The 14,120-nt window shown below is 73.5% G+C and carries 13 protein-coding genes; 6 read left to right on the plus strand and 7 right to left on the minus strand.

The genetic code is table 11. The features are described from left to right. Positions 1-40 precede the first annotated feature (40 nt). Entirely contained in the window at positions 41-655 is a 615-nt protein-coding gene (locus ACIPJI_RS22990; RefSeq protein WP_356619457.1) for an ATP/GTP-binding protein, read from the minus strand. Positions 656-732: 77 nt separating this feature from the next. On the opposite strand from ACIPJI_RS22990, the gene ACIPJI_RS22995 reads away from it, so the two are divergent. Continuing rightward, entirely contained in the window at positions 733-1,305 is a 573-nt protein-coding gene (locus ACIPJI_RS22995; RefSeq protein WP_402248444.1) for a GNAT family N-acetyltransferase, read from the plus strand. 43 nt (positions 1,306-1,348) lie between these two features. On the opposite strand, the gene ACIPJI_RS23000 is transcribed toward ACIPJI_RS22995, so the two are convergent. The 4 genes from ACIPJI_RS23000 to ACIPJI_RS23015 all read right to left on the minus strand — a co-directional run bounded on the left by ACIPJI_RS23000 (position 1,349) and on the right by ACIPJI_RS23015 (position 5,717). Continuing rightward, positions 1,349-1,729 (minus strand): DUF742 domain-containing protein, encoded by a 381-nt coding sequence (locus tag ACIPJI_RS23000; protein ID WP_307710603.1) that lies wholly within the window; start codon positions 1,727-1,729, stop codon positions 1,349-1,351. Between the two features lie 170 nt (positions 1,730-1,899). Continuing rightward, complete coding sequence (locus tag ACIPJI_RS23005) at positions 1,900-2,322, minus strand: roadblock/LC7 domain-containing protein (protein ID WP_356619453.1); 423 nt, start codon at positions 2,320-2,322, stop codon at positions 1,900-1,902. Then, positions 2,319-4,847 (minus strand): nitrate- and nitrite sensing domain-containing protein, encoded by a 2,529-nt coding sequence (locus ACIPJI_RS23010; protein ID WP_402248446.1) that lies wholly within the window; start codon positions 4,845-4,847, stop codon positions 2,319-2,321. The genes ACIPJI_RS23005 and ACIPJI_RS23010 overlap by 4 nt, the downstream gene beginning before the upstream one ends. A gap of 51 nt (positions 4,848-4,898) precedes the next feature. Next, the gene (locus tag ACIPJI_RS23015; RefSeq protein WP_307710060.1) at positions 4,899-5,717 is read right to left on the minus strand and encodes an MHYT domain-containing protein; all 819 of its coding nucleotides are present in this window, start codon (positions 5,715-5,717) and stop codon (positions 4,899-4,901) included. 269 nt (positions 5,718-5,986) lie between these two features. On the opposite strand from ACIPJI_RS23015, the gene ACIPJI_RS23020 reads away from it, so the two are divergent. The 3 genes from ACIPJI_RS23020 to ACIPJI_RS23030 all read left to right on the plus strand — a co-directional run bounded on the left by ACIPJI_RS23020 (position 5,987) and on the right by ACIPJI_RS23030 (position 7,961). After that, positions 5,987-6,616, plus strand: coding sequence for a class I SAM-dependent methyltransferase (locus tag ACIPJI_RS23020; protein ID WP_402248448.1), 630 nt, complete (start codon positions 5,987-5,989; stop codon positions 6,614-6,616). A 150-nt stretch (positions 6,617-6,766) separates the two neighbouring features. Beyond that, positions 6,767-7,081, plus strand: coding sequence for a hypothetical protein (locus ACIPJI_RS23025; RefSeq protein ID WP_402248450.1), 315 nt, complete (start codon positions 6,767-6,769; stop codon positions 7,079-7,081). A 76-nt stretch (positions 7,082-7,157) separates the two neighbouring features. Next, positions 7,158-7,961, plus strand: a complete 804-nt coding sequence (locus ACIPJI_RS23030) for a hypothetical protein (RefSeq protein ID WP_356619444.1) — start codon at positions 7,158-7,160, stop codon at positions 7,959-7,961. 160 nt (positions 7,962-8,121) lie between these two features. Here the strand turns inward: ACIPJI_RS23030 and ACIPJI_RS23035 are convergent, their stop codons facing one another. After that, complete coding sequence (locus ACIPJI_RS23035) at positions 8,122-8,304, minus strand: hypothetical protein (RefSeq protein ID WP_005307749.1); 183 nt, start codon at positions 8,302-8,304, stop codon at positions 8,122-8,124. Positions 8,305-8,398: 94 nt separating this feature from the next. Continuing rightward, positions 8,399-9,487, minus strand: coding sequence for a fatty acid desaturase family protein (locus ACIPJI_RS23040; RefSeq protein WP_402248453.1), 1,089 nt, complete (start codon positions 9,485-9,487; stop codon positions 8,399-8,401). 270 nt (positions 9,488-9,757) lie between these two features. Here ACIPJI_RS23040 and ACIPJI_RS23045 point away from each other — a divergent pair, with 270 nt between their 5' ends. Further along, positions 9,758-12,691, plus strand: a complete 2,934-nt coding sequence (locus ACIPJI_RS23045; protein WP_402248753.1) for an SNF2-related protein — start codon at positions 9,758-9,760, stop codon at positions 12,689-12,691. Beyond that, positions 12,688-13,974 carry an SWF or SNF family helicase gene (locus ACIPJI_RS23050; protein WP_402248454.1) on the plus strand — a complete coding sequence of 429 codons (1,287 nt, stop codon included), beginning with the start codon at positions 12,688-12,690 and terminating at the stop codon, positions 13,972-13,974. The genes ACIPJI_RS23045 and ACIPJI_RS23050 overlap by 4 nt, the downstream gene beginning before the upstream one ends. Positions 13,975-14,120 lie beyond the last annotated feature (146 nt).

The following is a 14,120-nucleotide window of genomic DNA, read 5'->3' on the forward strand; positions in this document are numbered from 1 at the left end:
CACGGCGCGGCGCAGGGCAAGGTGCGCCGGGCGGCCGCTGTCACAGCGGCTGGTCTGCCGGGCCGAGGATCCGGGCCGTGTGGAAGCGTCCTGCGTACTCGACGAGGCGTACCAGGACCTCCTTCCCGGAGTCGCGTTCACGGGCGTCACACAGCACGACGGGAGTCCCCTCGTCCAGGTCGAGGGCCCGGGAGACGTCCTCGGCGGCGAACGTACGCGCACCGGGGAAGCAGTTCACGGCGACGACGAACGGGATCCGGCGGTGCTCGAAGTAGTCCACGGCGGGGAAGCAGTCGCACAGCCGCCGCGTGTCGGCGAGGACCACCGCGCCCAGAGCGCCCTGGGAGAGCTCGTCCCACAGGAACCAGAAGCGGTCCTGGCCGGGTGTCCCGAACAGATACAGCGACAGGCCGGACCGGATGGTGATACGGCCGAAGTCCATGGCGACGGTCGTCGTGGTCTTGCGGTCGACGCCCTCCGTGTCGTCCACGGTGCGGCCGACCCTGCTGAGCTGTTCCTCCGTCCGCAGCGGCCGGATCTCGCTCACCGCACCGACGAGGGTGGTCTTGCCGACGCCGAAGCCGCCGGCGACCAGGATCTTCAGCGCGAGGGCGGTGCTGTCCTCACTGGTGCCGTCCAGGATCTGGGAAACCATCGGTCGCTTCTCTCCGGAGTGGGTGTGCGGGTGAAAATCGGGTGCACCCTGCGGGCGGGGTGGCCCAGGATCGGGCCATGCGTGTGTTCCTGGAGACCGGTCGGCTGACCCTGCGCGCCTTCACCGACGTCGACGCCGGCGAAGTGCGCGGCATCATCGACGACGCGGAAGTGATGCGGTACATCAACGGCGGCCGGCCGTCCGCGCCCGGTGAGGTGGAGCGCGAGCTCATGCCGCGTCTCCTGCACCGCTACCGCTGCTTCGGCGGCCCCGGCTTCTGGGTGGCCGAGGAGCGCGGGTCCGGCCGGTTCCTGGGCTGGTTCGTCTTCCGCCCCGAGTCCGAGGACAGCAGCCGCGAGGTCGAGCTCGGGTACCGCCTGGGACGGGCGGCATGGGGCAGGGGACTCGCGACCGAGGGGTCGCTGGCGCTGATCCACAAGGGGTTCTCCGAGCTCGGTGTGGAGCGGGTGACCGCCAACACGATGACGGTCAACACCCGTTCGCGTCGGGTGATGGAGAAGGTCGGACTGCGTTTCGTCCGCACCTTCTTCGAGGAGTGGCCGGAGCAGATCGAGGGCTCCGAGCTGGGGGACGTCGAGTACGCGCTGACGCGCGAGGAATGGGAACGGAGTCGGACGTCCTCGCACTGAAGCTCCGTTCGCGCCACCCTGCGCCGGCGGCCCACCCCGGTGTTCACAGCGCTCTCAGCCCCTCGATCACCTCTCTGAGGATCCGTTCGTCGGGCAGTTGCGCCGGCGGCACCGGGCGGCGGACCTTCACGAATCCCGCTTCGAGCAGGTCGCCCAGGAGCACCCGCACGACACCGACCGGCAGGTCGGCGTCGGCGGCGAGCTCCGCCACGGACTGGGTCTCGCATCGGCACAGGGTCAGCAGCACCCGGTGCTCCGGGCCGAGCAGGGACTCCGCTTCCGGGCCGGGGCCGTCGGTGTCCACGACGACGAGCGCGATGAGGTCGAACCGTACGTTGCTGGGGCCCGGTCTGGTGCGCCCACCGGTCATCGCGTACGGACGGACCAGGGGGCCGGCCTCCGCGTCGTACCACTGACTGCCGATGGGCCCTGCGCCTCCGGGCCCGAAACCCGTGAGGCCGGCGCCGGTCTCTCCGAAGCCGCCGGACCCGAAGTCCGCCCGGCCGAAGTCCGCCGGCCCCGCGCCCGTCTCCCGGGAGCCGCTCGGCCCGACGCCGTTCGGTCCGGTGCCGTCCGGTCCGGTGCCCGCGCCGCTCATGTCGCATCGACGCGCGGCGGCGTGCGCAGGTGTTCGCCGACGCGCTTGACGAGGCGGGCCATCTCGTAGGCGACCAGGCCGACGTCGGCCGTGGCGGAGGTGAGTACGGCGAGGCAGGAGCCGTCCCCGGCGGCGGCCACGAAGAGGAAGCCGTCGTCCATCTCGACCATGGTCTGCCGTACGCCTCCGGCGTGGAAGTGCCGCCCGGCGCCCTTGGCGAGGCTGTGGAAACCGGAGGCGACGGCGGCCAGGTGTTCAGCGTCCTCTCGGCTCAGTGCGTGTGAGGCGCCCACCGGCAGGCCGTCGTTGGACAGCACGACAGCGTGCCGGACCTGCCCGGCGCGCTGTACGAGATCGTCCAGCAGCCAGTCGAGGTCGCCGAACCGGTAGTGGGCCGCGACTGTCTCGTGCTCGGTCATGCGTGGTCTCCTTCGGTGCCTGGGCCGGTCCGGCCGGGCGCGCTGCCGCCGCCTCTGGTCCAGCCGTTGCGGTACGCGGTCATCCGGTCGCGGACCAGTTCGGGGGTGCGGTGCTCGGGGGCGTCGTCGGCCGCCGCCGGCGCGCGGTGCTCCTCGGGCCGTGGCGCCTCGCGCAGCTGCGGAACGAGATGGGACTGCCGTACCCGGCGCGGGAGTTCACCGTCACCGGTCCCGGTGGCTGTGTCCCGCAGCCGCAGTGCCCTCAGGGTCGGCGGCGCCCCGGGAGGGACCCCTTGTCCGGGCGGCGCCCCGATCACGGGACGACCGGCCCGGGCGGGGACCGGTGCGGCGGGTGCGTGAGGGGTGGGCGCGGGTGACGCCGACGCGGAAAGGCCGGGGCGCGGGCGCGGCGGTTCCGCCTCCGCGCGGGCAGCGCCGCGCGCGCCGTCGGCGCCGGGCAGGGCCTGCTGCAGCAGATCGGTGGGCAGCAGGATCACGGCGGTGGTGCCGCCGTAGGGCGATGCCCGGAGATGGACCTTGACGCTGTGGCGGGCGGCGAGGCGGCTGACGACGAACAGGCCGAGCCGGTCGCTGTCGAAGAGGTCGAGGGCCTCCGACTCCTCGAGTCTGCGGTTGGCCTCCGCCAGCGCGTCCTTGCCCATGCCGAGCCCGCGGTCCTCGATCTCCAGGACATAGCCGTTGCCCACGGGTTCGCCGGTGACCCGCACCTTGGTGTGCGGAGGGGAGAACTGGGCGGCGTTCTCGACCAGTTCCGCCATCAGGTGCGTGATGTCGGCGACGGCCGCGCCCGTGACGGACGTCTCCGGCAGCTGCCGGACCTCGACCCGCGCGTAGTCCTCGATCTCGGACACCGCCGCCCGCACGACTGCGGTCAGGGGGACCGGCCTGCTCCAGGCCCGCCCCGGTGCGGCGCCGGACAGGATGATCAGACTCTCCGCGTGGCGGCGCATCCGGGTGGTGAGGTGGTCGAGCCGGAAGAGGTCGCCCAGTTCGCCCGGGTCGTCCGCGCGCCGCTCCATGGCGTCCAGCAGGGTGAGCTGGCGGTGGACCAGTGTCTGGCTGCGGCGGGCGAGGTTGACGAAGACGCCGGAGATGCCGTCGGCCAGTTCGGCGCGCTCCACGGCGGCGCTCAGGGCCGCGCGGTGCACGGTGCCGAGCGCCTCGGAGACCTGTCCGATCTCGTCCTCCGCCGGTGCGCCGGGCGGGGCCTCTGCCTGGATGTCTATCTGCTGGCCGGTGCGCAGCCGGCGCATGGCGTGGGGCAGTTTGCGCCGTGCTATCTCCAGGGCGCTGTTGCGCAGGACGGTCAGCTCGACGACGAGGGCACGCCCGATCCGGACGGAGATCACGAGCGACGCGGCGACGGCGACGAGGCCCAGCAGGACCGCCGCGCCCGCGACGGTGAAGACACCTCCGCCCAGCGGGTCGGATCTCTCAGTGGCACCGCGGCGTGCCTGTGCGGCGATGTCGCGCATGCCGTCGCCGACGGTGGCGTACGCCTGGTCCCAGTCGCCGGCGGCGACGGTCTTGGCCGCCTTGCGTCCCGCCGTCGCGGCCGACAGCCGGTCCTCGGCCGCACGCAGTGCCCGGTGGGCGGGCTGTGCGGTGAGTTCGCGCCAGGCCGCACGCTCGGGGCCCCGCAGGTCGGCGACGGCGCCCTCTACGAGAGCGGTGCGCGCGGCGACGGTACCGGTGAACGTCCGCAGCCGGTCCTCGTCGAACGTTCCGTCGATGTGCGCCGAGGTGACCAGGGCGTCCTCGCGCGCCAGCATCTCGCCGGCCCTCGCGAACTCGAGGAGTACGCGCGCGTCGGCGCCCGGCCCGTGGTCCTGGACGGCGGCGACCGCGCCGGCCACGTCGAACGCGGCGCCGACGGTGTCGGTGTAGGCCCTGTAGGCCCTGTCCCAGGTGGTCTTGCCCTCGAGGACGGCGGTGCGCACGGTGTCCAGCTCTCCGGCCAGCGAGACGAAACGGCCGAGGCGCCGGGCGACGGGCTGCGGTGTGTCTCCGCCGTCGGCGACGGTGTGCGCGTCGTCGAGCCGCAGGCGGCGCACGGCGTCGTCGGTACGGCGGGCCTCCAGGTCGAGCGCGGATGCCCGCTCCTTCGAAGGGCCGCTCAACTGTTGCAGGGCGGCACGCCTTTCGGCCTGGAGGGCGGCCACGGCCAGGGCGACGGGTGCGCTCACCTCTTCCCCGATGCGCTGGGCCTGGCTCAGCCGCGCCATGTCCTGGGCCGTGGTGACCGTGGCGAAGCCCCACAGCGCCAGCAGCGAGAGCACGGGCACCATCAGCAGCGAGATGACCTTCGCGCGGACCGTCCTCGGCCGCTGGAACAGTCGCCGCCTGGAGACCGGCCACGGCGGCTGCTGCGGATGTGGTTCCTGTCCGGTGTGCTCGAGCGCGGGCGGCCCGGCGTGGGCCCGCCGCCCGCGGACCGCCGGCCCGTGCGGCGGCGGGTGCGGGAACGGCGACTCGCCGCCCGGGGTCGTACGGGATGTGCGCATGGGCTCCTCGTTCCGGATACGTGCCGGGCGCGGCAGCGTCGCCCGGACCGGCTAGGCGGTGGCAGTGGGCGTGGTGCGTGCGGTGGATGTGGTGGGCGCGGTGGGAGCAGTCGGCTCCGGCTGCTGGGCGGAGGCGTAGGCGGCATGTTCGCCGGCGGTCGGGGAGAGCGCGACGAAGGCGGAGGTGACGAAGAGGTACGAGCCCAGCCCGACGGCGAGGGGGAAGATGAACTGCATCGCCGTGGCTCCCGGCAGGCTCCCCTCGGCCGGGGCGACGTCCACGCCGACGGCGAGCATGCCCGTGTAGTGCATGCTGCTGACGGCCGCTCCCATGACGAGCGACGCGAAGGCCACCGCGATCGCGGACCTGATGTTCAGCGCCGCCCAGAGGGCCGCGGTCGCGGCGACCACGGCGATGGCGACGGACAGGGCGACGAGGAGCGGGTCGTAGTGCACGGTGCCGTGCAGCCGCAGGGCCGCCATGCCCAGGTAATGCATGCTGGCGACGCCGAGCCCTGTGGCGAGTCCGCCGATCAGCAGGGCCACGGCCCGGTTGCGGCCGTAGCCGACGCAGAACACACCGGCGCCGACGACGAGCACGGCGACGACGAGGCTGAGGATGGTCAGCGGCACGTTGTAACGGATGTCGGTGCCGCGCACGGCGAAGCCGAGCATGGCGACGAAGTGCATCGTCCAGATTCCGGTGCCGATGGCGGACGCGGCGGTGATCAGCCAGTTGCGCCGGGATCGGCCGGTGGCGGAGAGGGCGCGCACGGTACAGCGCAGCCCGAGGGCGGCGCCGATGACAGCCATCAGGTACGACAGCGCGGGTGTGAGCAGGCCGAAGGCCGCGTGGTCCAGGTGTCCCATGGCTCAGGGACGCTAGCCCGGAGGGGGGCGCACGTCGGGGGCGCAGTTCGAAAGCTGCTGGAATATGACAGGTAGATGTTTCTGAACGATCGTGCCGCGCTCGAACGTGTGCACAGTGCGGTCATGTGCGGGGGCGGCGGGTCGCCGGGCGTGGCGGATCCTGCGGGCGCCGCCGGGTTCGCGGCCGAATCGGGCCGACACCGCCGGTCCGGAAACCCGCGGCGGCGACGCCGTGACGTACCCGCCCCGTATGGCGGATCATGGGGTCCATGGCCGTCGATCGCGCAGCGCATGACCACACCCGGGTCCAGGAGTTCTTCGGTGTCCGGGCCGCGGACTGGGACAGCCGCTTCCCCCACGACGGCCCCGCCTACGCCGCCGCCGTCGGCGAGACGGGCCTGCGCCCCGGGGACGCGGTGCTCGACGCGGGCTGCGGCACGGGCCGTGCCCTCGAACCCCTGCGGGACGCCGTGGGCCCGACCGGCGTCGTCCTCGGCGTCGACCTGACCCCGGAGATGCTGCACCGGGCCCGGCTCGCCGGACGTGACCGCAGCGGCCGGCTGCTGCTCGCCGACGTGGCCCGGCTGCCCCTGACCGACCGCTCGCTCGACGCGGTCTTCGGAGCGGGGCTGATCTCTCACCTGCCGGATCCCGCCGAGAACCTGCGGGAACTGGCCCGGGTCGTGCGGCCGGGCGGTCGGCTCGCCCTGTTCCACCCCGTCGGCCGGGCCGCGCTCGCCGCGCGCCAAGGCCGCCGGATCACCGACGACGATCTGCGGGCCGAGCCCAACCTGCGTCCGCTGCTGGCCGGTTCGGGATGGCGGATGACGTCCTACGTCGACGAGGACGACCGCTTCCTCGCGCTGGCGGTCCGTCAGGAGAGCGTGCCGGGCAGCTGATCCGGCGGAACATCACCCGGCGTCCGGCGTGCCGGTCGGGCGGTCGCCCGACCGGGCAGGTGCGGCCATCGGCTCTCTCGTCGCCGTTCGAACGGGGTGCGACGGTGGAACACTTGAACTGATCGGCGGCGTCCCGCCGCCCCGAAGAAGGTGGTCACCGTGCTCGCTCGGCTCCGTAGTTACCTCGCCTCCCGTCCGTCCCGGGCGAAGGCCCCCGGGCCGTCCGCGCGACAGCACAATCTGTTCGAGGCGGCTGCGACCTATGTGACGGCGTCCATAGAGGAAGACGACGACCGGCTGGACGAGGCGGCCGGCTGGGTCTCCCCGGACGCCCTCGTCTTCGGGGTCAACCAGCTCGCCTGTCGCGCCGTGGTCGCTCTCGCCCGTGAGCGGAACGAGCCGGTCGAGGTCGTCGCGCGCGGGCTTCTCGGTCTTCCGGGGGCCCAGCCCGCCGGATCGAATTAGCGGCCGCCGACACTCGACGCGCGGGTTACCCACTGGTTAAGGTGCGCCGACGAAACGATCGGATGGGGAGGTGGCCGTGGCCGGGGCGGAAGACACCGTCGACGACGACTCGCTGTTTGTACTGACCGCGGTGCTGCTCACACCGGCGCAGTTCCCGAGCGTGCTCGGCGACGACTACCCGGCCGCCTGCCAGGCACTGGACCTGGAGCCGTACGCGGAGGGGTACGGGCTGGTTCTCGGGCAGGACGCCGGCGGCGCGCGCTGGACGGTCGTGGTCGACGACGTGTCGCTCGTGGCCGTCGCCATCGCCTCGTGGGACTGCGGGATGGAGTACGACCTGTCGCCCGACGAGCACAGCGTGGTCGCGGCACTGCCCGGCTGGCCGCTGGCCGTCGCGGTCGCCGCGCCCGGGGTGCCCGCACCGCACGACCCCGCCCCCGAGGAGGGTGACCGGCCGCCGCTCGCCCCGCCGGACATGGGCACCTGGGGTCCCGCACAGCGCCGCCTGGGCGCCGACGAGGTGGCGCTGCGGTGGGCGCAGTGGCGGGGGCAGATCGACGACGCCGACGCCGGGACGTCCGCCGACGCTCCCGGGGGCGGGAGCCACCAGCCGCGCGAGCAGGTGCGCCGCGTCCTGGAGCAGGCCAGGGCCTATGTGGAGTCCGCGCCGCCGCCCGGCCGGGTGCGCTCCTCGTTCGCCCCTGGCGGGGCCCGGATGCTGCGGGCCGACGGCCCCGGCTGGTCGATGGTCGCCAGGACCGACGACATCGCCTTCCTCCTGCTGGACGACGAGCCGGGCGAGGTGGTGCCGGTGGGCCGCGGTCCGGAGCTGCCCGGGCTGCTGGAGGCGCTGGAGAAGGTGGCCGTCCACCCCTCCTGAGCCGGGACCGCCCGGCACCCGGACCACGGCGCGTACAGCGAGCACGGCGCGCCCTGGCCGGAAACCGCGACCGGTGCTCCCGCTCGACGAGAGAAGGCCCGCCCCGCCCCCGGTGGGGGTGGAGCGGGCCTGGGTCGTCAGGGCGCCGCCACGGCGGTGCTCAGCGGCCGATCTCCTTGCGGGAGACGCGCCGCAGTCTGCGGCGCTGGCTCGGGTCCAGCATCAGGTACGCCACCGCCGGCACGCCGAGCACCACCAGCAGCGAAAGCCAGAATCCGAGCAGCGGCATCAGGAGCAGGCCGACGGCCACTCCCCCGATCACGATCTTTGTGCGTGTCGACATTTCGACGCCTCCTCCGCGGCTGTGGCCGCTCCTGCTGTGAGAACGTGCGCACTCGCCCCACGGTTCCACTATGCGGTCCCGCGTGGCTTTTCCACTATGCGGTCCGCCGCAGCGACTCGCCGACCTCGTGGAGGTGGGTGAGTGCCTGGCGGTAGGACTCGACGAGCCCGGTCTCCGTGAACGGGATGCCCAGTGACCGGCAGTGCGCGCGCACCAGCGGCTGGGCGAGCCTCAGGTGGGGTCGGGGCATGCTCGGGAAGAGGTGGTGCTCGATCTGGTAGTTGAGGCCGCCGAGGAACCAGTCCGTGACGTGGCCCCCGCGGATGTTGCGGGAGGTGAGGACCTGCCGGCGCAGGTGGCCCCAGTCCTTGCCGGTCTCCTCGTCGGGCATCTCCATCCCCTTGTGGTTCGGGGCGAAGGCCATGCCGAGGTGGAGGCCGAGGACCATCTGGTGCACGAGGGCGAACAGCACGGCCTGACCGACGGGCATGACGGCCAGCAGCAGGGCTGCGTACCCGGCGACGTGGGCGAGGAGCAGCGCGCCTTCGAGGACGCGCTCCCCGCGCTTCTGGCGGCCGCCGGCGCGGGAGAACACGGCCTGGAAGCCGTAGATCTTGAGGGCGATGCCCTCGAGGGTGGTCAGCGGGAAGAACAGCCAGGCCTGGTGGCGGGTGAGCCAGCCACGCAGTCCGGCCCGGCCGGCCACGTGCTTGTCGCTGAAGACCAGGACGTCGGCGGCGACGTCCGGGTCCTTGTCCACGTGGTTCGGATTGGCGTGGTGCCGGTTGTGCTTGTCGTTCCACCACTCCTGGCTCATGCCGAGGAGCAGGTTGGCGTGCACGAGCTGGATGATCCGGTTCTTGCGGCGGTCCGCGGCGATCTGTGCGTGGCCGGCGTCGTGACCGAAGAAGGCGGCACGGGTGGAGAAGAGTGCCAGCAGCGGTGCCAGGAGCAGCACCCACCAGGAGCCGCCGGCCAGCACCACGCCGGTGACGACGGCGGCGAGGGCCAGGAGGTTCACGGTGATGCCACGCGCGTACCAGCCGGTGCGGCGCTCCAGCAGGCCCTGTTCCTTCACCGTGCGCAGCAGCGGTGCGAACTCGCTGCCCGCGCCGGACCGGCGGCCCGTGAGGGCCTCGGCGGCGACAGGGGGCGGGAGAAGGGTGGCGGTGCCCTGGGGCATGGTGGGTCTCCGGTCTGTGGACGGCGGGTGTGCCGGACGCGCGCGAAAGAAGATGGCTGCGCCGGATGCGCGAACGGTCCGACTGCTCCGGCCTGATAAACGTATGGACCGGGGGCCCTTGGGGGCGATGGCGCCACCACCCGGGCTCGGCGGGGGCAATCCCGCCCGTCGGGGTGGCGCTGGCTGTACCCCCGACGGTACGGCAGACCCGGCGACTGCGTGGAGTGAGCCACATCACTGAGTGACGACCGCCGTGAACTGGTCGGGGTGATGTACCCTCGGCGCTTCCGTCCTCCGGTAGTCAAATTTGAGGAATGCGTCATCGTCGTGCATGTGCTCCCCTCGGCAACCTCCTCCCCCGCCGTCGACTCCCCTGTCCTTCACGCCCTGGCACTCTGCTCTGCCGTCTTCCTTCCGGGCGATCCCGCGCGCACGGGCCGCGTCGCCTTCTGGCGCTCCGACGGCATGGCGCTTCCCGTCGAAGACGACGCGCTCGCCCCGCTCACCGTCGTCGCATCCGACCTCCGCACGGTCACCGTTCCGGCGCTGATGCTGCCCGTGCCGGAAGCACTGCCCGTCCTCACCCGCGCCCGCGCCGCTGCCGACTCCTCCGGCTCCGCGGACTTCTGGGGAGCGGCCTCGCTGCTCGCCCTCCAACTCGCCGCGCGCGGACTGCTCCTGCCCGGCCTGAGCCCCACAGGCATGGACGCCTGGCGGATGGGGCCGCTCGCGCCCGAGGATCTGGAACGGATGCGTACGCTGGCGGCCTCCATGCCGCCCGCCGCACACGCCGTACCCGTGGACGGACCGGCCGGGACGCTGCGGCTGCCCGAACCGGAGTGCCTGCTGCGCCAGTTCCTCGACGCGGTCGCGGACGGACTGCCCCGCTCCCCCGCCGCTCCGCTCGCCGTCCAAGGACCGGCGTTCGCCGCGCCCGAGCCGCAGCATCTGCCCGGACTGCGCGCCTGGGCGGCGGACATCGCCGCCGGGCACGACGCGGGGGTGCGCCTGTCGCTGCGGGTCGAGCTGCCGGGCCTGGAGGACGCCGGCCCGGACGACGCTCCTCGGTTCCGTGCCGTGCTGCAGATCCACAGCGTCAGCGACCCGGCGCTCGTCGCCGACGCCGCCGACGTGTGGGCAGGTTCCGGGTCCTCGGCCGCCGCGTTCGGGCCGCGGGCCCGGCTCGACGCTCTCCTCGCGCTGCGCCGGGCGGCCCACGCCTGGCCGTCGCTCGCGCCCCTGCTGCACGCCGCCGTGCCGGACGCCGTCGACCTCGCCGACGAGGAGGTCACCGAACTGCTGGGCGAAGCGTCACGGGCGCTCGCGGCCACCGGAGTCCAGGTCCACTGGCCCCGACAGCTCGCCCGGCGCCTGACCGCGCGCGCCGTGATCGGCCCGCCCGACGACGGTGACCAGGCATCCGGCCAGGAGTCGTCAGGGCTCCCCTCGTTCCTGTCGGCGGACGCCCTGCTGTCCTTCAACTGGCGTTTCGCCCTGGGTGACGACCGGCTCACCCGGGACGAGCTGGACCAGTTGGCCCAGGCGGGCCGGCCGGTCGTGCGGCTGCGTGACGAGTGGGTGCTGATCGACCCGGCCGAGGCGCGGCGCGCCCGCGAGAGCCAGGACCACAAGCTGTCCCCCGTGGACGCGCTCGGCGCCGTGCTGACCGGCACGGCGGAGGTCGACGGACGTACGGTCGAGGTGGAGGCGTCCGGCGCGCTCGAGCGGCTCCGCGAACGGCTCGCCGAACCGGAGGGCGGGCCGCAGGAGATCGGTCAGCCGGCGGCGCTCCGGGCGTCGTTGCGCGACTACCAGCTGCGGGGCCTCAACTGGCTGCACCGGATGACGTCCCTCGGCCTCGGCGGCTGCCTCGCCGACGACATGGGGCTCGGCAAGACCATCACGCTCATCGCTCTCCATCTGCACCGGCAGACCGACCCCTCGGCCGCCGGTCCGACCCTCGTGGTCTGCCCGACGTCCCTGATGGGCAACTGGCAGCGGGAGATCGGGAAGTTCGCCCCCGGCACGCCCGTACGGCGCTTCCACGGCGCCGCCCGGTCCCTCGACGGACTCGATGACGGGGAGTTCGTCCTCACCACGTACGGCACCATGCGCCTCGACGCGGCGCGCCTCGCGGAGGCCGACTGGGGCATGGTCGTGGCCGACGAGGCGCAGCACGTCAAGAACCCCTACTCGGCGACCGCCAGGCAGTTGCGCACCATCGGCGCCAAGGCTCGTGTGGCGCTCACCGGAACGCCGGTGGAGAACAACCTGTCCGAACTGTGGGCGATCCTCGACTGGACCACCCCCGGCCTGCTCGGGCGGCTCGGCACCTTCCGCAGCCGTTACGCGCAGGCCGTCGAGGGCGGCGCCGACCCGGCCGCAGCCCGGCGACTGGGCGCCCTGGTGAGGCCGTTCCTGCTGCGCAGGCGCAAGTCCGACCCCGGCATCGCGCCCGAGCTGCCGCCCAAGACGGAGACCGACCGCGCGGTGTCGCTGACGGCCGAACAGACCGGCCTGTACGAGGCGGTGGTGCGCGAGACGCTCGCCGCCATCTCCGAGGCCGGCGGCATGGAGCGGCGTGGTCTGGTGGTCAAGCTGCTCACCGCGCTCAAACAGATCTGCAACCACCCGGCGCAGTACCTCAAGGAGGAACGGCCCAGGGTCGAGGGCCGCTCCGGCAAGCTGGAACTGCTCGACGAGCTGCTGGACACCATCCTCTCCGAGGACGCGAGCGTGCTCGTGTTCACCCAGTACGTGCAGATGGCGCGGCTGCTCGAGGGGCATCTCGCCCGGCGCGGTGTGCGGACCCAGTTCCTGCACGGCGGCACGCCGGTATCCGAGCGGGAGGCGATGGTGAACCGCTTCCAGAACGGCGAAGTGCCCGTCTTCCTGCTGTCGTTGAAGGCGGCGGGCACCGGTCTGAACCTCACCCGGGCCGAGCATGTGGTGCATTTCGACCGCTGGTGGAACCCGGCCGTGGAGGCACAGGCGACCGACCGCGCCTACCGCATCGGGCAGGACCGGCCGGTCCAGGTGCACCGGCTGATCGCCGAGGGGACGATCGAGGACCGCATCGCGCAGATGCTGGAACGCAAGAAGGACCTGGCCGACTCGGTGCTCGGGGCCGGCGAGGCCGCCCTCACCGAACTGACCGACGCCGAGCTGGCCGACCTGGTGGAACTGCGAGGAGCGGGACGATGACCGGACCCGAGGCACTGACGCGGACCTTCGACGCCCTCCCGCCCGCGCGCGGCAGGGGCTTCGCGCAGACATGGTGGGGGCAGGCCTGGCTCAAGGCCCTTCAGGACACGGCACTCGACGGCCAGCAGCTGAAGAAGGGTCGTCGGCACGCACGGGAGGGGGCGGTCGGGGCGGTCACCGTGCGCCCCGGCAGGATCACCGCGGTGGTCCGGGAGAGCGACGGCACGGCGTACCGCAGCGACGTACTGCTCCAGGAACTCACCGAGCAGGACTGGGAACGCTTCCTCGACGTGGCCACGGACAGCGCGGGGCACATCGCGGCGCTGCTCGACCGGGACATGCCGCCGCATCTCGTGGAGGACGCCGCGGCCGCCGGCGTGGAGCTGCTGCCCGGGATCGGCGACCTGGAGCCCGAGTGCACGTGCGACGCCTGGGACCACTGTCCGCACACGGCCGCGCTCTGCTACCAGGTGGGGCGGCTGCTGGACCAGGACCCGTTCGTACTGCTGCTCATGCGCGGGCGCGGGGAGCGCCGCGTGCTGGACGAACTGCAGCTGCGGAGCGTCGCACGGGCGAACCCGCCGGTGGCGGGCCCGGCGGACGACGAGGGCAAGGCACCGGCCGGGGTGCGCGCCGACGAGGCGTTCGCGGCGGGCGGCATCCTGCCGCCGCTGCCCGCTCCGCCGACGCTGCCCGACGAGCCCGGACCCGCTCCGGCCCTCGACACCGGGACGGCTGCGGCGGACGGGCCCGACGCCGCGGCACTGGAGTTCCTCGCCGCCGACGCGGCGGCACGCGCACACCGGATGCTGGCCCAGGCCCTCGCGCCCGGCCATGCGGGACAGGCTCCGGAACCCGTCCTGACGCGGGACGAGGACGCGGTGCGGATGGCCGCGTCGGTGCCCGGACCGGTGATCGCCGCCCGGCTCGCCGCCGGCACGCAACGCACCCGCGGGGATCTCGACCTCGCGGTCCGGGCGTGGCGGTACGGCGGGGCCGCCGGACTGGCGGTGCTCGAGGAGGACTTCGTACCGGACGAGGAACAGCAGTCGCGTGCGGCGAGCGCACTGGCGGCGGCCTGGGCGGCGGAGCCGGACCGCCCTCGGTTGCGCCCCTCGGGGCCCGCGCGGTGGACGGTCGTCGGGACCGGGGAGCAGCTGCGGCTGGGCCGCGACGGGAACTGGTGGCCCTTCCGCAAGGAGCGGGGCGCCTGGGCGCCTGCCGGACCCGCGTCACCCGACCCGGCACAGGCCCTCGCGGGGGCGTCGGGCGAGGGCGTCTGACACACCGTCGGGTACGTGGGGGCCGGGGGGGGGGGGCCGCCCCGCCCCCCCCCCCCCCCCCCCCCCCCCCCCCCCCCCCCCCGCGCGGGGGGGGGGGCCCCCCCGGGGGGGCCCCAATAAACCACACACCCATTTTTTAACCAAAC

Source organism: Streptomyces sp. NPDC086835 (assembly GCF_044745705.1).
Lineage (GTDB): Bacteria > Actinomycetota > Actinomycetes > Streptomycetales > Streptomycetaceae > Streptomyces.

Bases quoted from the DNA above. Each gene is read 5' to 3' on its own strand.
- ACIPJI_RS23050 (WP_402248454.1), top strand. From the start codon at position 12,688: ATGACCGGACCCGAGGCACTGACGCGGACCTTCGACGCCCTCCCGCCC.
- ACIPJI_RS22990 (WP_356619457.1), bottom strand. From the start codon at position 655: ATGGTTTCCCAGATCCTGGACGGCACCAGTGAGGACAGCACCGCCCTC.
- ACIPJI_RS22995 (WP_402248444.1), top strand. From the start codon at position 733: ATGCGTGTGTTCCTGGAGACCGGTCGGCTGACCCTGCGCGCCTTCACC.
- ACIPJI_RS23015 (WP_307710060.1), bottom strand. From the start codon at position 5,717: ATGGGACACCTGGACCACGCGGCCTTCGGCCTGCTCACACCCGCGCTG.
- ACIPJI_RS23020 (WP_402248448.1), top strand. From the start codon at position 5,987: ATGGCCGTCGATCGCGCAGCGCATGACCACACCCGGGTCCAGGAGTTC.
- ACIPJI_RS23035 (WP_005307749.1), bottom strand. From the start codon at position 8,304: ATGTCGACACGCACAAAGATCGTGATCGGGGGAGTGGCCGTCGGCCTG.
- ACIPJI_RS23005 (WP_356619453.1), bottom strand. From the start codon at position 2,322: ATGACCGAGCACGAGACAGTCGCGGCCCACTACCGGTTCGGCGACCTC.
- ACIPJI_RS23045 (WP_402248753.1), top strand. From the start codon at position 9,758: ATGTACCCTCGGCGCTTCCGTCCTCCGGTAGTCAAATTTGAGGAATGC.
- ACIPJI_RS23040 (WP_402248453.1), bottom strand. From the start codon at position 9,487: ATGCCCCAGGGCACCGCCACCCTTCTCCCGCCCCCTGTCGCCGCCGAG.
- ACIPJI_RS23010 (WP_402248446.1), bottom strand. From the start codon at position 4,847: ATGCGCACATCCCGTACGACCCCGGGCGGCGAGTCGCCGTTCCCGCAC.